21 protein-coding genes and 1 pseudogene are annotated in these 25,877 nt (G+C 64.8%); 10 read left to right on the plus strand and 12 right to left on the minus strand.

Annotated elements, in window-relative coordinates; all coding sequences use genetic code 11:
* Positions 1-79: 79 nt before the first annotated feature.
* Positions 80-268, minus strand: coding sequence for a YceK/YidQ family lipoprotein (locus tag VUG52_RS14495; protein ID WP_050705398.1), 189 nt, complete (start codon positions 266-268; stop codon positions 80-82).
* A 155-nt stretch (positions 269-423) separates the two neighbouring features.
* Here VUG52_RS14495 and VUG52_RS14500 point away from each other — a divergent pair.
* Positions 424-631: pseudogene (locus VUG52_RS14500) on the plus strand (site-specific integrase); the annotation flags it as partial.
* A gap of 20 nt (positions 632-651) precedes the next feature.
* A complete protein-coding gene (locus VUG52_RS14505) occupies positions 652-2,238 on the plus strand; it encodes an ABC-F family ATPase (protein WP_050705397.1) in 1,587 nt (528 codons plus the stop codon).
* Positions 2,239-2,287: 49 nt separating this feature from the next.
* Here VUG52_RS14505 and argE read toward each other — a convergent pair whose 3' ends face one another.
* Positions 2,288-3,448, minus strand: coding sequence for an acetylornithine deacetylase (gene argE, locus VUG52_RS14510; RefSeq protein ID WP_050705396.1), 1,161 nt, complete (start codon positions 3,446-3,448; stop codon positions 2,288-2,290).
* Positions 3,441-4,118, minus strand: a complete 678-nt coding sequence (locus tag VUG52_RS14515) for a DUF1028 domain-containing protein (RefSeq protein ID WP_050705395.1) — start codon at positions 4,116-4,118, stop codon at positions 3,441-3,443. The genes argE and VUG52_RS14515 overlap by 8 nt, the downstream gene beginning before the upstream one ends.
* Positions 4,119-4,519: 401 nt before the next feature.
* Here VUG52_RS14515 and VUG52_RS14520 point away from each other — a divergent pair, with 401 nt between their 5' ends.
* Positions 4,520-5,836, plus strand: coding sequence for a flavin-containing monooxygenase (locus tag VUG52_RS14520; protein WP_050705394.1), 1,317 nt, complete (start codon positions 4,520-4,522; stop codon positions 5,834-5,836).
* Positions 5,836-6,252 carry a RidA family protein gene (locus VUG52_RS14525; protein ID WP_050705393.1) on the plus strand — a complete coding sequence of 139 codons (417 nt, stop codon included), beginning with the start codon at positions 5,836-5,838 and terminating at the stop codon, positions 6,250-6,252. The genes VUG52_RS14520 and VUG52_RS14525 overlap by 1 nt, the downstream gene beginning before the upstream one ends.
* Before the next feature lie 90 nt (positions 6,253-6,342).
* Here VUG52_RS14525 and VUG52_RS14530 read toward each other — a convergent pair whose 3' ends face one another.
* The 6 genes from VUG52_RS14530 to VUG52_RS14555 all read right to left on the minus strand — a co-directional run bounded on the left by VUG52_RS14530 (position 6,343) and on the right by VUG52_RS14555 (position 16,024).
* Positions 6,343-7,230, minus strand: a complete 888-nt coding sequence (locus VUG52_RS14530; protein ID WP_050705392.1) for a pirin family protein — start codon at positions 7,228-7,230, stop codon at positions 6,343-6,345.
* A gap of 186 nt (positions 7,231-7,416) precedes the next feature.
* Complete coding sequence (gene pgm, locus VUG52_RS14535; protein ID WP_050705391.1) at positions 7,417-9,054, minus strand: phosphoglucomutase (alpha-D-glucose-1,6-bisphosphate-dependent); 1,638 nt, start codon at positions 9,052-9,054, stop codon at positions 7,417-7,419.
* 79 nt (positions 9,055-9,133) lie between these two features.
* A complete protein-coding gene (locus VUG52_RS14540; RefSeq protein WP_220689815.1) occupies positions 9,134-11,389 on the minus strand; it encodes an ATP-dependent DNA helicase in 2,256 nt (751 codons plus the stop codon).
* Positions 11,386-13,038, minus strand: coding sequence for a VRR-NUC domain-containing protein (locus tag VUG52_RS14545; RefSeq protein WP_050705389.1), 1,653 nt, complete (start codon positions 13,036-13,038; stop codon positions 11,386-11,388). Before VUG52_RS14545 ends, VUG52_RS14540 begins: the two co-directional genes overlap by 4 nt.
* A 274-nt stretch (positions 13,039-13,312) precedes the next feature.
* Complete coding sequence (locus VUG52_RS14550; protein WP_050705388.1) at positions 13,313-14,713, minus strand: hypothetical protein; 1,401 nt, start codon at positions 14,711-14,713, stop codon at positions 13,313-13,315.
* Between the two features lie 288 nt (positions 14,714-15,001).
* Positions 15,002-16,024 carry a zinc-dependent alcohol dehydrogenase family protein gene (locus VUG52_RS14555; protein WP_050705387.1) on the minus strand — a complete coding sequence of 341 codons (1,023 nt, stop codon included), beginning with the start codon at positions 16,022-16,024 and terminating at the stop codon, positions 15,002-15,004.
* Between the two features lie 207 nt (positions 16,025-16,231).
* Between VUG52_RS14555 and VUG52_RS14560 the strand changes: the two genes are divergently transcribed.
* Positions 16,232-17,146 (plus strand): LysR family transcriptional regulator, encoded by a 915-nt coding sequence (locus tag VUG52_RS14560; protein WP_050705386.1) that lies wholly within the window; start codon positions 16,232-16,234, stop codon positions 17,144-17,146.
* 55 nt (positions 17,147-17,201) lie between these two features.
* On the opposite strand, the gene VUG52_RS14565 is transcribed toward VUG52_RS14560, so the two are convergent.
* Positions 17,202-17,726 (minus strand): cupin domain-containing protein, encoded by a 525-nt coding sequence (locus VUG52_RS14565; RefSeq protein WP_050705385.1) that lies wholly within the window; start codon positions 17,724-17,726, stop codon positions 17,202-17,204.
* Between the two features lie 148 nt (positions 17,727-17,874).
* Here VUG52_RS14565 and VUG52_RS14570 point away from each other — a divergent pair, with 148 nt between their 5' ends.
* From VUG52_RS14570 to VUG52_RS14590, 5 genes are all read left to right on the plus strand, one after another.
* On the plus strand, positions 17,875-19,662 hold the full coding sequence (locus tag VUG52_RS14570; protein WP_050705384.1) for a thiamine pyrophosphate-requiring protein: 1,788 nt from the start codon (positions 17,875-17,877) through the stop codon (positions 19,660-19,662).
* Positions 19,663-19,760: 98 nt separating this feature from the next.
* Positions 19,761-20,288 (plus strand): (2Fe-2S)-binding protein, encoded by a 528-nt coding sequence (locus VUG52_RS14575; RefSeq protein ID WP_050705383.1) that lies wholly within the window; start codon positions 19,761-19,763, stop codon positions 20,286-20,288.
* Positions 20,285-21,286 carry an FAD binding domain-containing protein gene (locus tag VUG52_RS14580; RefSeq protein WP_050705382.1) on the plus strand — a complete coding sequence of 334 codons (1,002 nt, stop codon included), beginning with the start codon at positions 20,285-20,287 and terminating at the stop codon, positions 21,284-21,286. The genes VUG52_RS14575 and VUG52_RS14580 overlap by 4 nt, the downstream gene beginning before the upstream one ends.
* On the plus strand, positions 21,283-23,481 hold the full coding sequence (locus VUG52_RS14585; protein ID WP_050705381.1) for a xanthine dehydrogenase family protein molybdopterin-binding subunit: 2,199 nt from the start codon (positions 21,283-21,285) through the stop codon (positions 23,479-23,481). The genes VUG52_RS14580 and VUG52_RS14585 overlap by 4 nt, the downstream gene beginning before the upstream one ends.
* 255 nt (positions 23,482-23,736) lie before the next feature.
* Positions 23,737-24,987, plus strand: a complete 1,251-nt coding sequence (locus tag VUG52_RS14590) for a zinc-dependent alcohol dehydrogenase (protein WP_050705380.1) — start codon at positions 23,737-23,739, stop codon at positions 24,985-24,987.
* Here VUG52_RS14590 and VUG52_RS14595 read toward each other — a convergent pair.
* Positions 24,953-25,267 carry a DUF6555 family protein gene (locus VUG52_RS14595; RefSeq protein ID WP_028689333.1) on the minus strand — a complete coding sequence of 105 codons (315 nt, stop codon included), beginning with the start codon at positions 25,265-25,267 and terminating at the stop codon, positions 24,953-24,955. The genes VUG52_RS14590 and VUG52_RS14595 overlap by 35 nt on opposite strands.
* A 79-nt stretch (positions 25,268-25,346) precedes the next feature.
* Positions 25,347-25,871 (minus strand): hypothetical protein, encoded by a 525-nt coding sequence (locus VUG52_RS14600; RefSeq protein ID WP_016486361.1) that lies wholly within the window; start codon positions 25,869-25,871, stop codon positions 25,347-25,349.
* Positions 25,872-25,877: the final 6 nt, after the last annotated feature.

Raw genomic sequence — 25,877 nt, forward strand, 5'->3', positions numbered from 1 at the left:
ACTTTTGCCAGTCATGCTGGCGCTGGGCGGATGAAAAAGCCAGGCTGGATCACACCTCGATTTGGACGAGTCCGCTACGTTAAAGATTGCAGGTGTATTGATACTCGAAGGGAAAGAAGACGGTGTCGACCACCAGAGAAAACGGCGCGTCTAGCAGTAGAAAAGGGATCAGCTTTCCTTTGGATGTGCCTACCAGCCACCAATCGAACCTGAGGCCGATGTAAGGACAACGGTGCTTGTCATAATCCATGCGCATGGCGGTGGCCATGCATCCGTTCAAGCTGGCACCAGTAAAATCGCCATGCAAATCACGTAAACTCCTTTTTGCTTCCTTGCACAGCCCCCTATAGACGCCGTTGCGTGGCGTGGGTCACCCACTGGCGCCGATGGTCAAGAGGCTGAGTGAACTGGGGATCAGGAGAGCCCCCATACAACTGTCGTCACACCTATGCGACAATAGCCGCAATGTCTGGCCTCAACTCCCGCATTTATCACCCAACAGCTGGGTCACAGCGTGCGCATGCTGCTGTCGACGCATGCGCGTTGGCTCAACTCAAGCTCCGACTGGAGCGAGCTGGACACGCTCAGGATTGGTATCAGATCGGTATCAGCTGAAAATCCAGCCACGTAAGCTACTGATAGGTAAGCGCTTTGATCTCCACCGCCAATATCACCATGCAGTTCGGCTCCAAGCCCCTGTTCGAAAACGTCTCGGTCAAATTCAACAACGGCAACCGCTACGGCCTGATCGGCGCCAACGGTTGCGGCAAGTCGACCTTCATGAAGATCCTCGGCGGCGACCTGGAGCCGTCCGGCGGCCAGGTGATGCTCGAGCCCAACACCCGCCTGGGCAAGCTGCGCCAGGATCAGTTCGCCTATGAAGAATTCACCGTGATCGACACGGTGATCATGGGCCACGAGCAGCTGTGGAAGGTCAAGGCCGAACGCGACCGCATCTACTCGCTGCCGGAGATGACCGAGGAAGACGGCATGGCCGTCGCCGAGCTGGAAACCGAATTCGCCGAGATGGACGGCTATACCGCCGAATCCCGCGCCGGCGAACTGCTGCTGGGCCTGGGCATTCCCCTGGAACAGCACTTCGGCCCGATGAGCGAAGTCGCTCCCGGCTGGAAGCTGCGTGTGCTGCTGGCCCAGGCGCTGTTCTCCGACCCGGACGTGCTGCTGCTCGACGAGCCGACCAACCACCTGGACATCAACACCATCCGCTGGCTGGAAACCATCCTCACCGCGCGCAACAGCACCATGGTGATCATTTCCCACGACCGCCACTTCCTCAACAGCGTCTGCACCCACATGGCCGACCTGGACTACGGTGAGCTGCGTCTGTTCCCGGGCAACTACGACGAGTACATGACCGCGGCCACCCAGGCCCGCGAGCAACTGCTGTCGGACAACGCCAAGAAGAAAGCCCAGATCGCCGAACTGCAGACCTTCGTCAGCCGCTTCTCGGCCAACGCCTCGAAAGCCAAGCAGGCCACCTCGCGCGCCAAGCAGATCGACAAGATCCAGTTGGCCGAGGTCAAGCCGTCGAGCCGGGTAAGCCCGTTCATCCGCTTCGAGCAGACCAAGAAGCTGCACCGCCAGGCGGTCACCGTCGAGAAGATGGCCAAGGCCTTCGACGACAAGGTGCTGTTCAAGGACTTCAGCTTCACCATCGAAGCCGGCGAACGCGTGGCCATCATCGGCCCCAACGGCATCGGCAAGACCACCCTGCTGCGCACCCTGGTCGGCGAGATGACCCCGGACAAGGGCGAAGTGAAGTGGACCGACAGCGCCGAGGTGGGCTACTACGCCCAGGACCACGCCCACGACTTCGAGGACGACGTCACCTTGTTCGACTGGATGGGTCAGTGGACCAGCGGCGAGCAAGTGATCCGTGGCACCCTGGGACGCATGCTGTTCTCCAACGACGAGATCCTCAAGTCGGTAAAGGTGATTTCCGGTGGTGAACAGGGCCGCATGCTGTTCGGCAAGCTGATCCTGCAGAAACCCAACGTGCTGGTGATGGACGAACCGACCAACCACCTGGACATGGAGTCGATCGAGGCGCTGAACCTGGCGCTGGAGAACTACCCGGGCACCCTGCTGTTCGTCAGCCACGACCGTGAGTTCGTGTCGTCGCTGGCCACCCGCATCATCGAGCTGACGGCCGATGGCGTGGTGGACTTCAGCGGGACCTACGACGACTACCTGCGCAGCCAGGGTGTCGTGGTCTGAGGTAAAAAACATGCCTGGTCGCCTTGCGGCGACTGGGCTTGTCCGTCAGTCAGTCCTGCTTGAGATGGACCACCAAGCGACGCAACATCGCATCACACCCCTGCAACTGCTCGACACTGACGAACTCGTCGGGCTTGTGCCCCTGGTCCATGCTGCCTGGTCCACAGACCACCGTGGGGATACCCGCCTGGTCGAACAGTCCGCCCTCGGTGCCGAACGCCACGGTACCGAAATCGTCCGAACCGCTAAGCAACGCCACCCACTGTGCGGCCTCGCTCTCGGCTGACGTGGCCAGACCCGGATAAGCACTCAACGCGCGCAAGCGAATATCACTGGTCGCATTGACGGCACGCATGCGCGGCAGCAGCTCGGCCTCGGCGTAGCTTTGCAAGCGGTCGGCCACGGCCTGGGCCTCGAAGCCGGGCAAGGCGCGCACTTCGAAATCGAACTCGCACTCCTCGGGGACGATATTCAGCGCCCGGCCGCCCTTGATTATCCCGGTCTGCACCGTGGAGAACGGCGGATCGAAGCGCTCGTCGTGATGCTCGGGGCGCGCCAGGTCGTCACCGATCTCGCCCAGCTTGCCGATCAGCCGCGCCGCGTACTCGATGGCATTGACGCCGTAGGGGGCATAGGCCGAGTGGCAGGCCGCGCCATGCACCTGGCAGCGCATGGCCAGCTTGCCCTTGTGGCCGAGCACAGGCTTGAGTTCAGTGGGCTCGCCGATCAGGCACAGGCGCGGCTTGTGCGGGCGCTGCGCCAGGGCGGCGAGCATCGAGCGCACGCCCAGGCAGCCCACTTCCTCGTCATAGGAAAACGCCAGGTGCACCGGCAGCTTCAGCGGCTGGGCGAGAAACGCCGGCACCGCCGCCAGCACCGAGGCGATAAAGCCTTTCATGTCCGCTGTGCCGCGGCCGTACAGGCGCCCTTCGCGTTCAGTCAGCCGGAACGGTTCGACGGTCCAGGTCTGGCCCTCCACCGGCACTACGTCGGTGTGCCCGGAGAGCACCACGCCGCCACGGTCGGCGGGGCCGATGGTGGCGAACAGATTGGCCTTGGTACCCTCCTCGTTGTGGAACAGCTCGCTGGCAACGTCAAGTCCGGCCAGGTAATCGCGGATGAAGGCGATCAGTTCGAGGTTGGAATCGCGACTGACCGTGGCGAACCCGACCAAGCGCTCCAACAGCGCACGGCTGGAAACCTCATTCATCGCCCGGCACTCCATAGCTCGGTGCTGCGGTCGGGTTCAGGGCGCGGGTCACATAGTCCTGCATCTGCGGGCGGTAGGCCTGCCAGAGGCTGTCCAGCTCGCCGATGGGATCGTGCTCGACCCAGTCCACGCGCAGGTCCACCAAGGGCCAGGTCAGCTCGCCGGCGATCTTCAACGCCGCCGAGTGCACCGGCCCCGCCTCACCGCCTGCGGCCATGGCCGCGTGCATCGCCGCCAGCAGACGGTCGGCCAGGTGGCCGCCGGCGTGTTCGAACGCCGTCACCATGGCCTCGATCACCGCCCGCGACGACAGCAGATTGCCGGCCGCCGCGCATTGCTCGCCGGCCACGGCGTTGTGCACGCCCAGGGCCTCCTTGCCGGTGAACAGCGCCACCTGGCCCTGGCTGTCGATCACCGTGACCTGGCGATATTCGCTCCAGCCATTGGCGCTCAGCACCCGGTCCAGCGCCGCGGCGGGCGGCAGCTGGCCCTGTTCGAGGGCGTCGAGGATCTGTGGGCCGAGGGCCGGCAAGGTGATGTTCTGGGTGGCCACGGCACCAACCCCGGCGCGCACCCACGGGCAGCGGGCGCCGACGGCGATGCTCGATGAACTGATGGCGATGCCGACCTGGCCGGTTTCCTGGCAGCGGCCGATGATGGAGAAGGTCATGGTGCAGCTCCTGTGTTGAGGTTACCGGCATTCTCGGTGGGCCCCGGGAGCTGCGAAACCAACATTTTCCTCGGTACTGGGCAGGAAAAAACTAAGGCGGCGCAAATGCATCCTGTGTAGGAGCGGCCTTGCGCCGCGAAAGGGTTGCGTAGCAGCCCCGGGATTTGTGCCCACCTCAAGATTGCCGGGGCTGCTCTGCAGCCCTTTCGCGGCACAAGGCCGCTCCTACAAGGCCCCATGCAACCCTGAACATCCGCGTCACAACGCAGGCCTTCGCCAATTTATCGGCAACCCCCAGCTAAATACTATTTTCGCGATTTCCCGCCCATCCCTAGTCTGGCCCCAGGCAAAGGCGGTCCCCACCGACCTGAACAAGAACGCCGCTGAAGAAGGGCTGGGACATGACACTGAACAACATCGAAATCGACACCCTCGTGGTCGGCGCCGGCCAGGCCGGCGTGGCCATGAGCGAACACCTGAGCAAGCTCGGCGTGCCGCACCTGGTGCTGGAGCGCAAGCGCATCGCCGAGGCCTGGCGTACCGGGCGCTGGGATTCGCTGGTGGCCAACGGGCCAGTCTGGCACGACCGCTTCCCGGGCCTGGAATTCGACCTCGACGCCGACGCCTTCGCCGGCAAGGACCAGGTCGCCGACTACTTCGAGCAATACGTGCGCAAGTACAACCTGCCGGTACGCACCGGCGTCGAGGTGAGGAAGGTGGTGCGCAACGCCGACCGCCCGGGCTTCACCATCGACACCAACCAGGGCGTGATCCGCGCCAACCGCGTGGTGGCCGCCACCGGTCCGTTCCAGCGCCCGGTGATCCCGGCCATCGCGCCGAAGGACGAGGGCCTGCACCAGATCCACTCCGCCGCCTACTTCAACCCCGAGCAGTTGCCCGAGGGCGCGGTGCTGGTGGTCGGCGCCGGCTCCTCCGGGGTGCAGATCGCCGAGGAACTGATGCGCGCCGGGCGCCAGGTGTACCTCTCGGTCGGCGCCCATGACCGTCCGCCGCGCAGCTACCGCAACCGCGATTTCTGCTGGTGGCTGGGCGTGCTCGGCGAGTGGGACGCGGAGATCGCCAAGCCTGGCCGTGAGCACGTGACCATCGCCGTGTCCGGCGCCCGTGGTGGCCATACCGTGGACTTTCGCGCCCTCGCCCATCAGGGCATGACCCTGGTCGGCCTGACCCAGTCGTTCGAGGGCGGTGTGGCCCGCTTCCAGGACAACCTGGCCGAGAACATCAACCGCGGCGACGAGAACTACCTGGCCCTGCTGGACGCCGCCGACGCCTATATCGAGCGCAACGGCCTGGACCTGCCGGAAGAACCCGAGGCACGCAAGCGCCTGCCCGACCCGGCCTGCGTCAGCCAGCCATTGCTGGAATTGAACCTCGCCCAGGCCAACGTCAGGACCATCATCTGGGCCACCGGCTACGGCGTGGATTTCAGCTGGCTACAGGTGGACGCCTTCGACGCCAACGGCAAGCCGCAACACCAGCGCGGCGTGTCGAAGGAGCCGGGCGTGTACTTCCTCGGCCTGCCCTGGCTGTCGCGCCGTGGCTCGTCGTTCATCTGGGGCGTATGGCACGACGCCAAGCACGTCGCCGGCCACATCGCCACCCAGCGCACCTACCTGGCCTACCGCGACCGCGAGCAGCGCGCGGCGGATGAGCAGCAACCCTCGATCAGCAACGTCAGCACCTTCGGAGCCCTCTGATGCCTACCCACACTCGCATCCGCATGTTCAACACCAAAGCCACCTACCCCAACCAGACCCTGGACAACGACCTGTGCCAGGCGGTGCGGGCCGGCAACACCATCTACGTGCGCGGGCAGGTCGGCACCGACTTCGAAGGCCGGCTGGTGGGCCTGGGCGATCCGCAGGCCCAGGCCGAGCAGGCGATGAAGAACGTCAAGCAGCTGCTCGAAGAAGCCGGCTCGGACCTGTCGCACATCGTCAAGACCACTACCTACATTACCGACCCGCGCTTTCGCGAGCCGGTATACAAGGAGGTGGGCAAGTGGCTCAAGGGGGTGTTCCCGATTTCCACCGGGCTGGTGGTGGCGGGGTTGGCCCAGGCTGAATGGCTGATGGAGATCGATGTGATCGCGGTGGTGCCGGATCAGGTGTGACCGCTAAAAAAATCGCGGGGCAAGCCCGCTCCCACGCCTTGAGTCCACAATGACTCAAAGCGTGGGAGCGGGCTTGCCCCGCGATCGGCGTCAATGCCGGGCGCCGCGCTCGACGCCGCCCATCTGCCCAAACCGCCCGGCCTGGAAATCATCGAACGACTCGGCGATTTCCGCCTGGCTGTTCATCACGAACGGCCCGTAGCCAACAATCGGCTCGTCGATCGGCTCGCCGCTGAGCAGCAGCACGCTCACCTCCTCCAGCGCCTCAAGGCGCACATCGCTGCCATCGCGCTCCAGCAGCACCAGGCTGGCAGGGCCGGCCTCACGCTCGTCGTTGACCCGCAGGTTACCCCGCAGCACCACCAGCGCGGCATTGCGCCCGGCGGCCAAGGGCAGTTGCAACGTGGCGCCGGCCCTCAGCCGCAGGTCCCAGACATCCATCTCGGTGAAGGTACGCGCCGGCCCCTGATGATCCAGGTAACGTCCGGCAATCACCCGCAAACTGCCCGCCTCACCTGCCAGCGCCACCACGGGAATGTCGTTGGCCAGCAGCGTCTGGTAGCCCGCCGCGGCACGCTTGTCCTTGGCCGGCAGGTTGACCCACAGTTGCACCATCTCCAGGGTGCCGCCGCTACGGGCAAAGGCCGGGGAATGGAACTCCTCGTGGATGATGCCTCCCGCGGCGGTCATCCATTGCACATCGCCCGGGCCGATCAGGCCGCCGGCGCCGGTGGAGTCACGGTGCTCCAGTTCGCCCTGGTAGACGATGGTCACCGTCTCGAAACCGCGATGCGGATGCTGGCCGACGCCGCGACGGGCCGTGGTCGGGGTGAAGTCGTGGGGGCCGGCGTAGTCCAGCAGCAGGAACGGGCTGATGTGCCGGGCCAGGTGATCGTAGGTGAACAGGCTGCGCACCGGGAAGCCGTCGCCCACCCAATGGGCGTGGGGGCTGCGGTGGATACCTTGGATCTTTTTCATGAGAAGCCTCCTCTCGTGGATGGGAACCACCTTACAGATGAGGCCAATTGATCGGTAGATAGCTTAAATGGCCTGGATCGTTCCACCGATGGAACAATCAAACGTATCGCGGGGCAAGCCCGCTCCCACGCCAGAATGAAACAGGCAGTGGGAGCGGGCTTGCCCCGCGATTGGTATCAGCGTCGATCAGGCGATCGCCGCGTCTACCAGCACCTGGGCTTCAGCCACCAGGCGCGCCAGGTGCGCCTCGTCGATGAAGCTCTCGGCGTAGATCTTGTAGATGTCCTCGGTGCCCGAAGGACGGGCGGCGAACCAGCCGTTCTCGGTCATCACCTTCAGCCCGCCAATGGCCTGGTTGTTGCCCGGGGCGTGGCTGAGGATCTGCTGGATCGGCTCGCCGGCCAGCTCGGTGGACTTGACCTGCTCCGGTGCCAGCTTGCTCAGCAGCGCCTTCTGCCGCGCATCGGCCTTGGCCTCGACGCGGGTGGCGTAGGGTTTGCCCAGCTTGGCGGTCAGGTCGGCGTAGATCTGGCTCGGGTTGCGCCCGGTGCGGGCGGTCATTTCGGCCGCCAGCAGCGCCGGGATCAGGCCGTCCTTGTCGGTGGCCCAGACGCTGCCGTCCTTGCGCAGGAACGAGGCACCGGCGCTCTCTTCGCCGCCAAAGCCCAGCGAGCCGTCGAACAGGCCCTGGGCGAAGAACTTGAAGCCCACCGGCACTTCGTACAGCTCACGGCCCAGCGCGGCGGTGACCCGGTCGATCAGGCCACTGGAGACCACGGTCTTGCCCACCGCCGCGTCGCTGCGCCATTGCGGGCGGTTGCGGTACAGGTAGTCGATGGCCACGGCCAGGTAGTTGTTCGGCTGCAGCAGGCCGTCGGCGGTGACGATGCCGTGGCGGTCGTGGTCGGGGTCGCAGGCGAAGGCCACGTCGAAGCGCTCGCGCAGGCCGATCAGGCCCTGCATGGCATACGGCGAGGACGGGTCCATGCGAATCTGGCCGTCCCAGTCGACGGTCATGAAGCGGAAGGTCGGATCGACCTCGGTGTTGACCACTTCCAGGTTCAGCTGGTAGCGCTCGGCGATGGCCGACCAGTAGCGCACTCCAGCGCCGCCCAGCGGGTCGACGCCCAGGCGCAGATTGGCGCTGCGGATCACCTCGAAGTCGATGACGTTTTCCAGGTCGGCGACGTAGTTGCTGACGTAGTCGTGACGCTGGGTGGTCGGTGCCGCCAGCGCCTGCTTGTAATCCATGCGCTTGACGCCGGCCAGGTTCGCCGCCAGCAGCTCGTTGGCCTTGGCCTCGATCCACTTGGTCACGTCGCTGTCGGCCGGGCCGCCGTTGGGCGGGTTGTACTTGAAACCGCCGCTCTGCGGCGGGTTGTGCGACGGGGTGATGACGATGCCGTCGGCCAGGCCCTGCTGGCGGCCACGGTTGTAGCAGAGGATGGCGTGGGACACCGCCGGGGTCGGGGTGTACTCGTCATCCTGGCTCAGCATCACCTGCACGCCGTTGGCGGCCAGCACTTCCAGGGCGCTGGCGGCGGCCGGGGCGGACAACGCGTGGGTATCGGCGCCGATGAACAGCGGACCGTCGATGCCCTTTTCCTGGCGGTACAGGCAGATGGCCTGGGTGATCGCCAGCACGTGGTATTCGTTGAAGCTCAGCTCGAACGAAGTGCCGCGGTGCCCCGAGGTGCCGAAGGCCACGCGCTGGGCCGCCACCGCGGCGTCGGGACGGCCGGTGTAGTAGGCGGTCAACAGGCGGGGAATATCGACCAGCACGCTGGCCGGAGCCGGCTTGCCTGCCAAAGGACTGAGCGTCATGCGGAACCTCGAAATCAACAGAAGTAGGTGTTGGAACGCGCAGTGTACTGGGAGTTTCAGCGCCAGGCGATGGCCGCGTTCAGCCCAGTTGCCACCAGCCGGGGAACATCTGCCGCACCCGGGGCTCGGCGAAGCGCTCATCGATCAGCATCAGCACGCCACGGTCCTGGTCGCCGCGGATCACCCGGCCGGCGGCCTGGATCACCTTGCGCACGCCCGGGTACAGGTACGCGTAGTCGAAACCGGCGCCGAACTGGCGGCCCAGGCGCTGCTTGTACTGCTCGTTGACCGGGTTGACCTGGGGCAGCCCGAGGGTGGCGACGAAGGCGCCGATCAGGCGCGTGCCCGGCAGGTCCACGCCCTCGCCGAAGGCGCCACCGAGCACGGCGAAGCCCACCCCCTGCCCGTGCTCCACGAAACGCGCCAGGAAGGCCTCGCGCCCGGCCTCGTCCATGCCAGGCGCCTGGCACCAGATGGGCAGTGCCGCATAGCGCTCGGCCAGCAACCGCGCCACCTGTTCGAGGTATTCGAAGCTGCTGAAGAAAGCCAGGTAGTTGCCCGGCTGGCCGGCAAACTGGCCAGCGATCAGCTCGACGATCGGCGCCAGCGACGCCTGGCGCTGCTGGTAGCGAGTGGACACCTCGCTGACGATGCGCACCTGCAGCTGCTCGGCCCGGAACGGCGCGGCGACCTCCAGCCAGGCCGTGTCGGCGGGCATGCCCAGCAAGTCGCTGTAGAAGTGCCGCGGATTGAGCGTGGCGGAAAACAGCGTGACGCTGCGCGCCGCACTCATCCGCGGCCCCAGCAGCCGCGCCGGCACCACGTTGCGCAGGCACAGCGTGGCCAGCCGCCGCCCCCGTGGACCGTTGCGCGGGCTGATATCGAACAGGAAGTTCTCGTCGAACAGCTCGGCGATGCGGCAGAACTGCAGGGCCTGGAAGAAGAACTCCAGCACCTTGGGCTCGACCTCGGCGGGCGCCTGGTTCATGCGCTCCTGGATCAGCCCGATGCATTGCTGCAGGGCTCGCAGGAAGGCGTCCGGCAGCTGTTCGCTGGCCTGGTACGGCGCCACCTGGGCCTTGTACAGCGCGTTCCACTGCCGGTTCAGCCGGTCGAGGGCACTGCCCAGCCCGGCCGGCTTGCTCTGGCGCAGCGCCAACAACTGCCCCTGGTCGAGGCTGGCGCTGTACATCTGCCGCCCCCGTTCGACCAGGTTGTGCGCCTCGTCCACCAGTACCGCCGTGCGCCACTGGTTGGCCTGGGCCAGGCCGAACAGCAAGGCGTGGGCGTCGAAGTAGTAGTTGTAGTCAGCCACCAGCAGGTCGGCCCAGCGCGCCATCTCCTGGCCCAGGTAGTAGGGGCAGACCTGGTGCGCCAGGGCCACCTCGCGCAGGCTGGCGCGGTCGAGCAGCGACACCTGCGCGGCGGCTTCGCGGGCGGCAGGCAGGCGGTCGTAGAAGCCCCGCGCCAAGGGGCAGGACTCGCCATGGCAGGCGTTCTCGGGGTACTCGCAGGCCTTGTCGCGGGCGATCAGTTCGAGGCTGCGCAAGGCTGGTTGCGGCGACGCCCGGGTGATCTGGCGCAGCGCATCGAGGGCCAGGGCCCGGCCTGGGGTCTTGGCGGTAAGGAAGTAGAGCTTGTCCAACTGCTGCGGGACCACGGCCTTGAGCAGCGGGAACAGCGTACCGAGGGTCTTGCCGATGCCGGTGCTGGCCTGGGCCATCAGGCAGCGGCCGGTACTCACGGCCTTGTACAACGTTTCGGCCAGTTGGCGCTGGCCCTGCCTGAATGCGGGATAGGGGAATGTCAGCGCGCCAAGATCCCGGTCCCGCTCGCTCAGCCGCCGCTCCTGCGCCTGCGCCCAAGCCAGGAAGCGCTGGCACTGAGTCTCGAAGAAGCGCTTGAGCTCATCGGCTTGGTAACGCTCGCTGATCACTGTCTGGGCGTCACTGTCGACCTCGAGATAGACCAGCGCCACATCGATCACCGAGAGCTGCCGTGCCTGGCACAGCAACCAGGCATAGACCTTGGCCTGGGCCCAGTGCAGTTGGCGGTGATTGTCGGGCTGCCTGACCAGATCGCCGCGGTGGGTCTTGATCTCCTCCAGGCGATTGCACGCCGGATCGTAGCCATCGGCGCGACCGCGGACCCGCAGCCCCTGGTACTCGCCCTCCAGCGCCACCTCCGCTTCATAGCCGGCGCCGCGCCGCGCCACCACCCGGCGGTGCCCGGCAATGCCCTCCTGGGCGGTGGGCGACGGGGTGAAGCGCAGGTCGAGGTCGCCTACCTTGGCACTGAACTCGCACAGGGCGCGCACGGCCACGGTGTAACTCATGCCGGCACATCGCTCCAGCGCACATGGCAGACCGCGACCGGCAGCCCGTGGGCATGGCAGAACTCGAGCCAGCGCAGCTGGTTGTCCTGTAGCCGGTCGCCCGGCCCCTTGACCTCGATCATGCGGTAGCCGCCCAGCCCAGGCCAGAACTGGATCAGGTCGGGCATGCCGGCGCGGTTGGCACGGATATCCTGCAGCAGGCGCAGGAAGCAGGCCTTCAGGTGCGCGGGCGGCAGGTACTCGAGTGCCTGTTCGAGCAACGGCTCGTCGAGCATTTGCCAGAACACGAAAGGCGACTGCAGGCCTTGCTTGGCCTGGAAGCAGTGGCGGATGGCCTGGCGATGGCTGCCATCGTCCAGGCGTTCGAGGCAGGCGTCAAACAGTGCCGCGCGACGCTGCTGGAAGTCGACGTCGTGCAGGTCCTGCGGCCCGCTCTGGAACGGGTGGAAGAACGCCCCCGGCACCGGGGCGAAGATCGCCTCCCAGCACAGCAGGCCGAACAGGCTGTTGAACAGGGTGTTCTCGACGTAGTGAACGCTGCCGCCTTCCTGCTCCAAATGCTGGCGCACCGCCTCTTCCACCCCCAGCGCTGCCATTTCGGCCGGCAGTTCCAGTTCGACAAGTGTCACCGCCTCGCTGCGCCGGCGCGGCTGTGCCGGACCGCCAAGCTTGCGCGCCAGGCGTGGCAGCAGGCGTTCCAGGGCCTGGCGTTCCAGGGCGTTGGCAGGCGCCTGGGCCATGTGCTGGGCCAGGGCATGCGCCTCTGGCCATTGCTCGCTGCGCTCGTGGACCCGGACCTGGCGAATACGCGCCTCGGGGTGCGCGCAGCCAGCATAGATCCGCAGTGCCAGGTTCCAGTCCCCCAGACGCTCGCACTGTTGGCCGAGGCTGAACAGCAGGCGCGCCCGGCGCCGGGCCAGCCAGGGGTTGCTGTCGTCAAAACCGTCCAGCGCCGCCAGCAGCTCGGCGGGCGCGCCCCCCTGCTCCAGGCGCTCGGCGCACTGGTGCAGGGCCATGGCCAGGTCGACTTCGGCGCGCTGACGCAAGGCCCGTGAGTCGTTGCTGAATGCCACCTGTTCGTAGCGAAACACCCCGAGGTCGGCCAGCACGAAGTCCGACCAGCTCTGGTACAAATTGCCGAAGAACAGCAGGCGCAAGCGGTCGCACAACGGCTGCTGGCACCAGTGCAGGATCCGCAGCGGGAAACCGGGGCACCACTGGGCCAGCGGGCCAGGCGGCAAGCCCAGGGCCTGCAACTGCTCCAGCAGCTCGGCCTTGCCGGCGCGCGGCCTGGGAAGTCGCCCGGCGAAGCACGTCGCCAGCTCGTCCTTGCGCAGCAAAGCCCCTAGCTGCTCGATGGTCAACGGCGCATCGTCGGCCACCCAACCCAATACCAGCAGTGGCGCCAGGGCCGCCTCGGTCTCACCAATCTCGGCATAGTCGAGCTTGTCACTGCGAAACAGCTCGCCCTTGCGCATGACCATGCGCACCAGCAGGGCCTGACTGGGCACCGGCAGTTCGCTGAAGGTCTGGATGAAACCGTGCTCGTCGCGGTCCAGCAGGTCGGCATAGCGCTGCCCGACCCAGCTCAGGACCTGGCGAAAGTTGTGCAGGTAGTACAGGGGATCATCGACGGAATGGGCGATCACGGTGCAAGTCGGGTGTTGAGGAACAAGCACTGGTTATACATACAGACCACATGCCTGGGCAAGCGCGCTGGATCGACGGTCACACGATCGTTACGGGCGTCACCCAGGCAGCAGGCCTAGGCTTTGTACGAAAAGTGCCTGCGCGACGATCATGCTGCGTTGAAAACAGGCTCGGAATGCTCATTGACAACCAGTCAAGTCGGGCGCGACCCCGGCCGTTCCTCGCCTGTTTTCGCCTTGCCTGATCGCCGCTCGGCTACTTTTCGTACAAACCCTACTCGACGGCGCGCAACGGCGTATAGCCGCCGCACGGGCTGGCCGGCAAAGGCCGCAACCACAGGTCGCGTCGGCCCAGCAGTTGGAACAGGCGGCGGGCCTGGTGGCTGAGCGTACCGGCATACAACCCGCGCAGTTGCGCGAGCTGCAGGCCGCTGGTTTCAACCAGCCACTGGCTGACCGGCTCCGGGCAAGGACGACCCTGCAAGGCACGGTGCAGGTACGGCAGCGCGACGCGCATGCCCGGATGACAGCGCAGCACGAAGGTCTCGAGGTTGTGCCCTTGCGCCTCGAACGGGGTGAACAGCTGGCAGACCAGTTGTGCTTCGCTCACGCCATAGGCGCCGGCCAGGCGCGCCTGTGCCTCGCTGCGCAAGGCCCGCCCCTGGGGCCAGGCGGTCGAAGGCTGGCGCAAGCGCTGGAAGAACATATGGGTGCCTTCGCGATAGCTGCGCTGGTCGAGGTACTGCGCCTTGAGCCCATGCAGGTGGGCCAGCGGCAAGGGATCGAACAGCCCTGACGGCCCCTGGGCCTGACTGCCCTTGACGTCCTGCCGGCCGAGCATGCGGTCCAACGCTCCTCCGTCGTCCGGGTGGTGCAACAGGTCCTCGACCATGACCAGGCGCGGCTCGCCGCCGGGGTGGCGCAGCACGGGCGAAGTCGGCGGTTGCCAAGGATCGGCCAGCACCGCGCCCAACTGCTCCAGACCCGCCACCAGCACATTGTGAGGCGTCAAGGCGTGGGCCACCTCCACGGTATGGCGCAGGCAACGGCGTCCCCAAGCCAGCAGGCGATGGCGCTGGGCGAACGGCACGGCGCTGATCAGGATCTGTTCGCCGACCTCCCCCGCCAGCGCCTGGCCCAGGCTGTTGGCCAGCTCCAGGTAACCCCTGGCACCGAGCATCGCGTCCGGCTGCCCGCCGACCAGATGGCCGAACAGCAACCAGGCGTTGCCGGCATCGGCCAGTTGCTCGCCCGAGCAGGCCTGGCGGGCACCGAACGGGCCGAGCTGCCCACCATCGGCTCGCAGCAGCTCCACCCGCGGATCGTCGTGCAGGAACAGCGCGCTGAAGCAGCGGTCGTGAAGGGCCAGGGCGGTATCGTCGAGGGTCGGCAGACGGGCCGCCAGCACGCGCAGGCGGCAGGTGGCGCCATGGCGCAGGGCGATGCTCAACTGCGCGGCGCGCAGGCAGGCCAGCAGATGCGCGCTGCGCCGGTCGACGCCGTGCAGCACCAGCACCCGGACGTTGCCGACGTATTCCTGGCCGCCGGCGATGACCAGCAATCGCTGGACCAGCAGCTGCACCGAGGCGCGCTGGGCCTGGGTCATGTGCTCCAGCAGGCGCTGCAGGACTTGCTGGTAGACATAGTGCATGGCTTGGTCGTGGGTCTCGGTCATGCTATCGCTCCATCTCCCTGACGGCTTCGAAATGAAGTCCGATTCTGGCAGATGAATAGCAAACCGAGCTTGAAGGAAACTTCCTAAAGCCTAGTAGGACATTTAGCTAAATTTGGCTGATGTCTCAGCCCTGCAGGCTACACGTCCCCTGTGGGAGCGGCCTTGTGTCGCGAAAGGGCCGCGTAGCGGCCCCGGCGATATCTGCTTGATGCACAAATCGTGGGGGTGCTTCGCACCCCTTTCGCGGCACAAGGCCGCTCCTACAGGGACCGCGTACGACCTGAGGCGTCAGTGAGCCCCCATATCCAGCACCACCCGCCCGCCACACGGACACTCGTCCATGTGCCGATGCGCCTCGACCACCTGCTCGAACGGGTACACCTTGATGATCTGCGGTGTCAGCAGCTGGTCGGCGGTGAACTGGTTGATGTCGCGCAATGCCCGCTGCAGGGCCACCTGGTCCTGGGCGATGCCCAGCTCCGGCTTGCCGGTGAAGTTGCCGATGCAGTGCACATGGAACTGGATGTTCTTCTGGAACGCCGCGCAAGCCGGGAACGGCGTCTGGTTGCCGCCCTGCAGGCCGTACAGCACCAGGCTGCCACGCGGTGCCAGGACATCGCCGAGCAGCGACATCTGCGGGCCGCCCATGCCGTCGAGGACCATGTCCACGCCACGGCCATCGGTGTACTTGCCGATCTGCATCAGCAGGTCCTGCTCCTCGGTGACGATCACCTTGTCGGCGCCAAGGCCCAGCAGGTACTCACGCTGCTCGGGTTCCTTGGTGGCGGCGAACACCTTCAGCCCCAGGGCCTTGCCCAGTTGCACGAAGGCCGGCCCCGCGCAGTGGCTGGCGTCGGTGACCAGCGCGGTCTGCCCAGCCTTGGCCCGCGCCAGGTCGACGAAGGCAAAATAGGCGATCAGCAGCGGCGTGTAGTGCACGCTGGCCTCGATCGGGGTCAGTACATCCGGGTAACGGGTGATGGCACTGCGCGGCAGGACGATCACGTCGCCGTACACCGGGTGGTCGTTGGCGCTGGTGGCCGGGAAGCTGGCGACCCGGTCGCCCACCGCGATATCGTCCACACCCTCGCCCACGGCGGTGACCACACCGGCCATTTCGTGGCCGATACCGGCCGGCAGGCGTGCCTGGGACGGCGCCAGGTTCTGCCGCCAGAGCACGTCGTACCAGCTGACGCCGATCGCCTCGACGCGGATCTGCACCTCGCCGGTAGCCGGGGACGGTTCGGCCTGCTCCTCGCAACGGAGCACATCGGCCTGGCCGAACTTGTGGAAACGGATCATGCGGGACATCGCATACCTCGCCTGTGTGAATCTCGTATTACCACGGACTTTATCCGGGCTTTCACGGTTGGACCATCAGTGGCTGTTAATAGTCGACATGCCTGTCATTGATTGGGCCCCTGACAAATCTGTGCATTGGCACCCGGAAATCGGTGCAGGGTACCAGCCTTTGGCCTTAAGATTCACCCCTGCCCCATTTCTGGCGAGCCGCATCGAATGAATCGTAACGACTTGCGTCGCGTAGACCTCAACCTGCTGATCGTGTTCGAAACGCTCATGCACGAACGCAGCGTGACCCGCGCCGCCGAGAAACTGTTCCTCGGCCAGCCGGCGATCAGCGCCGCGCTGTCGCGCCTGCGCAACCTGTTCGACGACCCGCTGTTCGTGCGCACCGGCCGCAGCATGGAACCCTCGGCGCGGGCCCACGAGATCTTCGCCCTGCTGTCGCCGGCGCTGGATTCGATCTCCACCGCCGTCAGCCGCGCCGCCGATTTCGACCCGGCCACCAGCAACGCGGTGTTCCGTATCGGCCTGTCCGACGACGCCGAGTTCGCCCTGCTGCCGCAGCTGCTCAAGCGCATCCGCGCCGAAGCGCCCGGCATCGTCCTGGTGGTGCGTCGGGTCAACTACCTGCTGATGCCCACCCTGCTGGCCTCGGGCGAGATCTCGGTGGGCGTGAGCTACACCAACGAACTCCCCGCCAACGCCAAGCGCAAGGTGCTGCGCCGCAGCATGCCCAAGCTGCTGCGCGCCGACAGCATGCCCGGCAGCATCACCCTGGATGACTTCTGCGCCCGCCCCCATGCCCTGGTGTCGTTCGCCGGCGACCTCTCGGGGTTCATCGACGAGGCACTGGACGAGATAGGCCGCAAGCGCCACGTGGTGCTGGCAGTGCCGCAGTTCAACGGATTGGGGAGTTTGCTGGCAGGGACCGATATCGTCGCCACGGTGCCGGACTACACCGCCGATGCGCTGACCGCGGCGGGCGGGTTGCGGGCGGAGGACCTGCCGCTGGAGGTGCGCAGCTTCGAACTGCACATGGCCTGGCGTGGAGCGCAGGACAATGATCCGGCGGAACGGTGGTTACGCTCGCGGATTCAGATGTTCTTTGGCGACCCCGACAGCCTTTGACCGAGCCCCAGCCAAGCGCCAAAAACACTCAAACACATACAACTTGTGTGCAGCCTCATCGCCAGCGTGTCATCAACGCGCCATGCAAGCCACTGACCGGATCCTGCTCAGGCTGCGGCACCTTGGCGATGCGCTCCAAGGCACGCTGGTGCGCCGCACTATCGGGCCGTTGAATGTCGTAATCTTCCTGCCCGTGGGGATAGGCGCCGACCACCAGGAAATCATCGCTGCACTCGATGCAGCGATGGCCCGTGCCTGCTGGCAGCACCAGCACATCCCCCCGCTCCACGCTCACGCTTTGCCCGCATTCCCCGCCAAGCGTCAATCGGGCCCGCCCACGGGCAATCCCGAGTGCCTCGTGGGCGTTAGGATGAAAGTGGTGATAATCGAAGATCCCGTCGCGCCAGAGCGGGGTCCATTCGTGAGCCGCAAACAGGGCCTCGAAGGCGCTGGCAGTATCCCCTGCCCGATCGAGTTTCAGCCGGTAGAGCAGTACCGGAAAACGGCTGTTCGGCGTCGCGCCGTCGTCTTCGAAAAACAAGGCCTGCACGCTGGCATCTTGCGTATTCATGAGCGTCATGATGCGCTCCCTGATCGAGTGATTGGTTCACCTTCGAGCCCGTCGGCTGTTGCCAGGTTCCAGCCGGCAGACCGCTGCACAGACCGATGAAACTTTCCTGCCACGTGCCAACTCCAGACGCCTATCGATAACAGAACGGGAGCAGGCAATGACCGGCACGGTAGGCGACTTTCTGGTGGAGCGATTGTATCAATGGGGCGTGCGGCGCATCTTCGGTTACCCCGGCGACGGCATCAATGGTGTATTCGGCGCGCTGAGCCGTGCCAACGGCAAGATTCAATTCATCCAGGCCCGCCACGAGGAAATGGCCGCCTTCATGGCCAGCGCCCATGCCAAGTTCACCGGCGAGCTCGGCGTGTGCATCGCCACCTCCGGCCCGGGCGCCTCGCACCTGCTCACCGGCCTGTACGATGCACGCATGGACCACCAGCCGGTACTGGCCATCGTCGGTCAACAAGCCCGTGCGGCACTGGGTGGGCACTATCAGCAGGAGCTGGATCTGCTGTCGATGTTCAAGGACGTCGCCGGTGCGTTCGTCCAGCAGGCATCGACACCTGGGCAGGTGCGCCACCTGCTCGACCGTGCGGTGCGCACAGCCATCGGTGAGCGCCGCGTTACCGCCATCATCTTGCCCAACGACCTGCAAGATCTACCCTACAACGAACCACCGAGGGCCCACGGTACCGTGCATTCCGGAGTCGGCTACAGCAAGCCCCGGGTCTTGCCATTCGAAGAAGACCTGCAGCGCGCCGCCGATGTATTAAACGCTGGGCACAAGGTGGCGATACTGGTGGGGGCTGGCGCACTGCAGGCGACAGACCAGGTCATTTCAATCGCCGAAAGACTGGGTGCCGGGGTTGCCAAAGCGCTGTTGGGCAAGGCTGTGCTGCCGGATGAGCTGCCGTGGGTCACCGGATCGATAGGCCTGCTCGGCACCGAACCCAGCTATCAGCTGATGACCGAATGCGACACCTTGCTGATGATCGGCTCCGGCTTTCCCTATTCCGAATTTTTGCCCAGGGAAGGCCAGGCGCGTGGCGTGCAGATCGACCTGCAACCCGACATGCTCAGCCTGCGCTATCCGATGGAGGTCAACCTGGTCGGCGACGCCAGCGAAACATTACGCGCACTGTTGCCGTTGCTCGAGCACAAGACCGACCGGCGCTGGCGCGACAAGGTAGAGACCTGGCGGGCGCAGTGGGACAAGACCGTGGCCAAGCGCGCCCGGGTCAAGGCTGACCCGATCAACCCGCAACGCGTGGTCCATGAGCTGTCCCCTCGCCTGCCCGACCATGCCATCGTCACCAGCGATTCCGGCTCCTGCGCCAACTGGTTTGCCCGCGACCTGCAGATTCGCCAGGGTATGCAATGCTCGCTGTCCGGCGGCCTGGCTTGCATGGGCGCAGCCGTGCCCTATGCGATTGCAGCCAAGTTCGCCCACCCGCAACGGGCTGTGATTGCCCTGGTGGGCGATGGGGCGATGCAGATGAACAACCTCGCCGAACTGATCACCGTGGCCAAATACTGGCAGCAATGGGACAACCCTCGATGGATCTGTGCCGTGTTCAACAATGAGGACCTCAACCAGGTGACTTGGGAGCAACGGGTCATGGAGGGGGACCCCAAGTTCGAAGCGTCGCAGACAATTCCTGACGTGCCCTACCATGTGTTCGCCATGTCCATTGGCCTGCAAGGTATCTACGTAGATCGCGAAGGGGACGTTGCCGCTGCGTGGGAGCGCGCCCTGGCGGCTGATCGACCAGTACTGATCGAGTTCAAGACCGACCCGAACGTGCCGCCCCTGCCTCCTCACATCACGCTGGAACAGGCGAAGAAGTTTGCCGGTACCTTGCTCAAGGGAGACCCCGACCAGGCGGGCATCATCGTGCAGACAGCCAAGCAGGTGCTCGGCTCGGTGCTGCCTGGCAAGAAATGAGCGACACCTCGGCGAGCCGGCTGAACGTTTATTCGGCCGGCCCGGTCGCACAACTGAGACGCAGCCGACTGCGCGAACCCTGACCGTGAGGACCTACCATGAGCGCGATCGCTTCCAACGGAGTTGCAGAGCACCCCATCTGTCTGACCCTCAATGGTCAGCCCCGAACACTGCAGGTGCATCCCTGGGTCACCTTGCTCGACCTGCTGCGTGAGCAATTGGACCTGATCGGCACCAAGAAAGGTTGCGACCATGGTCAGTGCGGCGCCTGCACGGTGCTGCGCGACGGCAAACGCGTGAATGCCTGCCTGACCTTGGCCATCATGTGCGACGGGGCCGAGTTGGTGACCATCGAAGGGCTGGCCAGCGGTGACGCCCTGCACCCGATGCAGCGCGCCTTCATCACCCACGATGCGTTCCAGTGCGGCTACTGTACCCCGGGGCAGATCTGCTCTGCGGTCGGGCTTGCTCACGAAGGGCGTGCAGACACCCGCGAGGCCATCCGCGAGCAGATGAGCGGCAACCTTTGCCGTTGTGGTGCCTACGGCAACATCGTCGCAGCGGTGGAAGAAGCGCTGCCGTTGATGAGAGGCGCAGCCCAGCCGCAACGGGGGCCAAATTCATGATGCCCTTCAACTACTACAAGCCCGCATCAGTCCGCGAAGCGGTGAGCTTGGCTGACACCCGCTCGCATTTCATTGCCGGGGGCACCAACCTTGTCGACCTGATGAAGGAAAACGTCGTTCGTCCCGAGCGGCTCATCGATATCACCGGCCTTGAGCTGAACGGTATCCATCCCACCTTGAACGGCGGCGTACAGATCGGTGCTCTGGTGAGCAATGCCGAGCTGGCCTGGCACCCCATGATCGAGCAGCATTATCCACTGCTGTCGGACGCTATCCTGGCTGGGGCTTCACCGCAGTTGAGGAACATGGCCAGCACCGGTGGCAACTTGCTGCAACGTACCCGGTGCTATTACTTCTACGACACCGGCACCCCCTGCAACAAACGTGAACCCGGCAGCGGATGCCCCGCGCGTACAGGGTCGAACCGTATCCATGCCATTCTCGGTGCCAGCGATGCCTGTGTCGCGACTCATCCCTCGGACATGTGCGTGGCATTGGCAGCGCTCGAAGCCGTGGTGCACGTACAGGGGCCGTCCGGTGAACGGCAGATCCCCTTCGCGGATTTCCATCGCCTGCCCGGGGACACGCCCGAGCGCGACAATCACCTGGCATCCGATGAGCTTGTGACAGGCATCGAGCTGCCGCCCCCGCTGTTCGAACACCATTACCGTTATCTGAAAATACGCGACCGCGCCTCCTACGCGTTCGCGCTGGTGTCAGTCGCTGCAGCCTTGAACTTCGATGGCGAAGTGATCCAGCAGGCGCGCCTGGCGCTGGGCGGCGTTGCCCACAAGCCCTGGCGGGACCCGGTTGTCGAACGCATGCTGGCCGGCCAGGTGCCATCTGAAGCACTCTTCACCCGCGCCGCGCAAACGTTGCTGCAAGGTGCACAACCCCTGAGCCACAACGGTTTCAAGGTAACGCTCGCTCAGCGAGCAATCGTGCGGGCATTGGATGACGCGGCGCGCGGCACCGCTGGCGGGGAGGCACGCTCATGATCAAAAGCACACCCGTAGTCGGCACACCCCTGGACCGCGTGGACGGTGTGACGAAGGTCACCGGGCAGGCCCGCTATGCGGGCGAATACCCCGAGGCGGGCCTGCTGCACGGCAGCGTCGTGTCCAGTACCATCGCCCGCGGCCGGATACTCGACATCGACATTACCCAAGCCATGCGCGTGCCCGGGGTAATCGCCGTGCTCGACCATGGCCATCGCCCGCATATATCCAGTTATGACGACGACTACAGCGATGCGGACTCTGCCAAGGGTTCGCCGTTTCGGCCCTTGTTCAACGATCGAGTGCTGTACAGTGGGCAACCGCTGGCGCTGGTGATCGCCGAAACCCTCGAACTGGCCCGGTATGCAGGCTCGCTGATCAAAATCGACTATGCCGAGGAGGCTCACCAGACAGACCTGGACGCATGCCAACAGTCGCATGCGGCACCCGCCGAAACACCGGCGCCACGTGGCGACTTCGCCGGGCAGTTTGCCGGGGCGCCGGTGCAGGTGGATGTCACCTACCTGACAGCCAACGAGTACCACAACCCGATGGAGCCCCATGCGTCGACCGTGCACTATAAGGCCGACGGCACTCTGGAAATCCACGACAAGACCCAAGGTACGCAGAACTGCCAGGACTACCTGCACAAGGTGTTCGGGTTGTCCAAGGCAGACATCCGCGTGCGTGCGGCATTCGTCGGCGGCGCCTTCGGCTCGGGTTTGCGCCCGCAGTACCAGTTGCCGCTGGCAGTGATGGCGGCGTTGCACCTGAAGCGCTCGGTGCGCGTGACCCTGACCCGCCAGCAGATGTTCACCTTTGGCTACCGGCCCCGCACCGAGCAACGCATGCGCCTGGGTGCAGACGCAAACGGGCGCTTGCTGGCGATCGCTCATGATGCGCTTGGCCAGACCTCCCGCTTCGAGGACTTCACCGAACACCTGGTCGAATGGAGCGGCATGCTGTACCAGTGCGACAACGTTGCGCTCAGCTATCGCCTGGCCTCGCTCGATGTGTACACCCCGCTGGACATGCGGGCACCTGGGGCTGCGTCCGGGATGATTGCGCTGGAGTGCGCCATGGATGAACTCGCCTGTGCGGCCCAGATTGACCCGCTTGACCTGCGCCGGCGCAATTTCACCAACAACAATGCCAACGAAGGCAAGCCCTACTCCAGCAAGGAGTTGCTGGCGTGCTACCAGCAAGGTGCCGACCGTTTTGGCTGGCATAACCGCACGCCCCAACCGCGCAGCATGCGCAAGGGCAACCAGTTGCTCGGCTGGGGGATGGCCGGCGGCGTCTGGGAAGCCATGCAGATGAAGGCCAGCGCCAGGGCGCGCATCGATGCCCAGGGCCACCTCATCGTCAGCAGTGCCACCACCGATATCGGGACCGGCACTTATACCGTCATGACCCAGATCGCAGCCGATGCTGCTGGCGTCAGGGTGCAGGATGTCACCTTCGTGCTGGGCGACTCTTCACTCCCCACCGCACCGCTTCAGGGTGGATCATTCACGGTGTCGTCGGTGGGCTCGGCGGTGCGCCAGGCCTGCCAGGTACTGCGCGCCAAGGTGCTGGAACATGCGCGCAACATGTACCCCCAGGTGGCCAGCACTGCCCGGCAGCAGATCGTTATCGCCGACGGCTATCTGCACGCGGGCAGCCATCGCCTGGCATTGGCGGACATCGTCGCCAGCGCACCCGCCGGTGCGTTCGAAGTGCAGATCGACGCCGAGCCCGGCGCCAGGCGCCAACCGTTCTCCACCGCCACCCATTCGGCGGTATTCGTGGAAGTCCACGTCGATGAGGACCTTGGCACGATCAAGGTAGCCCGAGTGGTCAGCGCTGTGGCGGCAGGACGGGTGGTCAACCCAAAAACCGCGCGCAGCCAGATCCTGGGGGGCGTGATATGGGGGGTTGGCATGGCCCTGCACGAAGCGGCGTTGACCGACCATCGGTTGGGTCGCATCGTCAATCACAACCTGGCGGAGTACCACATCCCGGTCAATGCAGACTGCGGGGATATCGAAGTGATCTTCGTTGAAGAGCACGATGACATTGTCAACGAACTGGGTTCCAAGGGCGTGGGCGAAATCGGTGTCGTTGGGGTAGCCGCTGCGGTGGCCAACGCGGTCTACCACGCCACAGGCAAACGTGTGAGGGAGTTTCCGATCACGCTCGACAAAGTGCTCTGAGCGGGCGGGGGCCAAGTCCCCCCACCTGCTTTGCGGTCAGCAGCAGCCCGATCGGCAGGATCGTCCGCACCAGCACCTCGCGCTCCTCGGCACGACGATGATTGCTCAGATATCAAGATGATCTGAATGGTTCAGCCAATTTTCGGGGCTGCAACAAATCAGTACCGCCAGACTTGTTGGTCTGAACTTTACTGTCCGTCATGGCTTCCCCTGCATACCGATAACGCAAACACGCGGCTGCAGGAGCTGATTTTCATGAGAGCACTGACCTACCACGGAGCAAACGACGTCAGGGTCGATAACGTCCCTGATCCCATCATCGAGCAAGAAGACGACATCATCCTCAGGGTCACCGCTACGGCCATTTGCGGTTCCGACCTGCACCTCTACCGAGGAAAAATTCCAGAAACCGAAGCGGGCGATATCTTCGGCCATGAATTCATGGGCATCGTCGAAGATACCGGCAAGGCCGTCACCAATCTGCAGATCGGCGACCGCGTAGTGATTCCCTTCGTGATCGCTTGCGGCAGCAGTTTCTTCTGCCAGCACGACCTGTTCGCAGCCTGTGAAACCACCAACACAGGTCGTGGTGCGATCATCAACAAGAAGGGGATTCCCCCAGGCGCCGCGCTGTTTGGATATAGCCATCTCTATGGCGGTATCCCTGGCGGTCAGGCGGATTACGTGAGGGTACCCAAGGCCAACGTCGGCCCGTTCAAAGTGCCCACCGAGCTGGCCGATGACAAGGTGCTGTTCCTCTCGGACATTCTGCCCACCGCTTGGCAGGCAGTCATCAACGCCGAGATTGGCCCGGGTTCAACGTTGGCAGTCTACGGCGCCGGGCCAGTGGGCTTGCTGAGCGCCGCCTGCGCGCGAATGCTCGGCGCGCAGACCATCTTCATGGTCGATGACAATGATTACCGCTTGGCCTACGCCCGCGAGGCTTACGGCGTCATACCGATCAATTTCGAGCAGGACGACGATCCAGCCGACAGCATCATTCGTCAGACACCCGGCATGCGCGGGGTCGATGCGGTGATCGACGCGGTCGGTTTCGAGGCCAAGGGCAGCACTGCCGAAACGGTGATGACGGCCCTGAAGATTGAAGGCAGCAGTGGCAAAGCATTGCGCCAGAGCATTGCAGCCGTGCGGCGTGGCGGCGTCGTGAGTGTCCCTGGAGTGTACGCGGGCTTCATTCATGCATTCATGTTCGGCGACGCGTTCGACAAGGGCCTTACCTTCAAGATGGGCCAGACCCATGTCCAGAAATACCTGCCCGAACTGCTGGAACACATCGAAGCAGGACGTCTACAACCGGAATTGATCGTCACTCACCGCCTGGCCCTCGAAGAAGCAGCCATGGGCTACAAGTTGTTCGATCAGAAGCAGGATGACTGTCGCAAGGTCATCCTCGTGCCAGGCGCTGCAGCGGGCACCCTGGGCCCTGGGCAGATGGATCGGGCGTTGGACTTCAACTACCTCCAGCAACGCCCGAAAACTTTTTGACGTCGATAGGTGGCGCCACGAATTCAGGGCCATCGCCAGCGAGCCGCCACTTCACCTTGGCGATGCCGTAGCGCTCGGCCATCGGTCGACTGACCAACTTGATTTTCTGCTGACTGAATCTCGGGATGATGCCAACGCCGGCATCGCAACTGGCCCAGTGCCAAGCCACGGCGTTGTCCATTTTCTCCAGGCGGATGATGAACGTCCGATGGTCACCGTGAAGGTCATACTCGATTACGTACAATTGAAGTGCTGGCACAAGATCCGCTCCCTGGTTCATACGCTATTGAGCGACTCCTGGAAGAGATAATTCCATCGGATTCGCAGGACGACGCGCAGCCAATCCATGCAGCGGACTGTCAGGCGAGTTGGATGTACACCGAGTAGCTACCCAGCAGCACCCAGAACACCAGAAAGATCCACGGTGTGCGCAGCGAGAACAGCAGTGATTTCCGATGGCCTGCACGCGAGGTTTCCGCCTCGCAGAACAGCGGCGATTCGTCGTAAGCCAACCCCATCAACGGCTCGCTGCGCAGCAGATGGCTTTGCTTGAGCTGCCAATGATCGATGATGTTGTAGGCCGCACGGATGCCAGGCCAGGCATTGAGCGAGCTCAATACCCCGAGCAGGGCGAGGAACGCAGGCACGATCAGGGTGAACATCTCGCCCCATCCTTGATTTAGGTTGCCCATGGAGGAGACGAAGGCGATGACCAGGAATGACTGCGCCGCCAGGTAGGCGTCGGTGCGGTTGGCCAGGATGCTGGTTTCGTACTGGATCTCACGCCGGTAAAAGTCCAGACGCTCCTTGGGAGAGCCAAACATCCTGGCATTGTGCTCGCTGATCTCGTGTTCAGGGGTCGTTGGGGTAATGATTCGAGGCACTTGCTA

Origin of the sequence: Pseudomonas sp. LH21 (genome assembly GCF_036549575.1) — a bacterium.
Classification (GTDB): Bacteria; Pseudomonadota; Gammaproteobacteria; order Pseudomonadales; family Pseudomonadaceae; genus Aquipseudomonas; species Aquipseudomonas peradeniyensis.

Bases quoted from the DNA above. Each gene is read 5' to 3' on its own strand.
- VUG52_RS14495 (WP_050705398.1), bottom strand. From the start codon at position 268: ATGGCCACCGCCATGCGCATGGATTATGACAAGCACCGTTGTCCTTAC.
- argE (WP_050705396.1), bottom strand. From the start codon at position 3,448: ATGAATGAGGTTTCCAGCCGTGCGCTGTTGGAGCGCTTGGTCGGGTTC.
- VUG52_RS14515 (WP_050705395.1), bottom strand. From the start codon at position 4,118: ATGACCTTCTCCATCATCGGCCGCTGCCAGGAAACCGGCCAGGTCGGC.
- VUG52_RS14520 (WP_050705394.1), top strand. From the start codon at position 4,520: ATGACACTGAACAACATCGAAATCGACACCCTCGTGGTCGGCGCCGGC.
- VUG52_RS14525 (WP_050705393.1), top strand. From the start codon at position 5,836: ATGCCTACCCACACTCGCATCCGCATGTTCAACACCAAAGCCACCTAC.
- VUG52_RS14530 (WP_050705392.1), bottom strand. From the start codon at position 7,230: ATGAAAAAGATCCAAGGTATCCACCGCAGCCCCCACGCCCATTGGGTG.
- pgm (WP_050705391.1), bottom strand. From the start codon at position 9,054: ATGACGCTCAGTCCTTTGGCAGGCAAGCCGGCTCCGGCCAGCGTGCTG.
- VUG52_RS14540 (WP_220689815.1), bottom strand. From the start codon at position 11,389: ATGAGTTACACCGTGGCCGTGCGCGCCCTGTGCGAGTTCAGTGCCAAG.
- VUG52_RS14550 (WP_050705388.1), bottom strand. From the start codon at position 14,713: ATGACCGAGACCCACGACCAAGCCATGCACTATGTCTACCAGCAAGTC.
- VUG52_RS14555 (WP_050705387.1), bottom strand. From the start codon at position 16,024: ATGTCCCGCATGATCCGTTTCCACAAGTTCGGCCAGGCCGATGTGCTC.
- VUG52_RS14560 (WP_050705386.1), top strand. From the start codon at position 16,232: ATGAATCGTAACGACTTGCGTCGCGTAGACCTCAACCTGCTGATCGTG.
- VUG52_RS14565 (WP_050705385.1), bottom strand. From the start codon at position 17,726: ATGACGCTCATGAATACGCAAGATGCCAGCGTGCAGGCCTTGTTTTTC.
- VUG52_RS14570 (WP_050705384.1), top strand. From the start codon at position 17,875: ATGACCGGCACGGTAGGCGACTTTCTGGTGGAGCGATTGTATCAATGG.
- VUG52_RS14575 (WP_050705383.1), top strand. From the start codon at position 19,761: ATGAGCGCGATCGCTTCCAACGGAGTTGCAGAGCACCCCATCTGTCTG.
- VUG52_RS14580 (WP_050705382.1), top strand. From the start codon at position 20,285: ATGATGCCCTTCAACTACTACAAGCCCGCATCAGTCCGCGAAGCGGTG.
- VUG52_RS14585 (WP_050705381.1), top strand. From the start codon at position 21,283: ATGATCAAAAGCACACCCGTAGTCGGCACACCCCTGGACCGCGTGGAC.
- VUG52_RS14590 (WP_050705380.1), top strand. From the start codon at position 23,737: ATGAGAGCACTGACCTACCACGGAGCAAACGACGTCAGGGTCGATAAC.
- VUG52_RS14595 (WP_028689333.1), bottom strand. From the start codon at position 25,267: ATGAACCAGGGAGCGGATCTTGTGCCAGCACTTCAATTGTACGTAATC.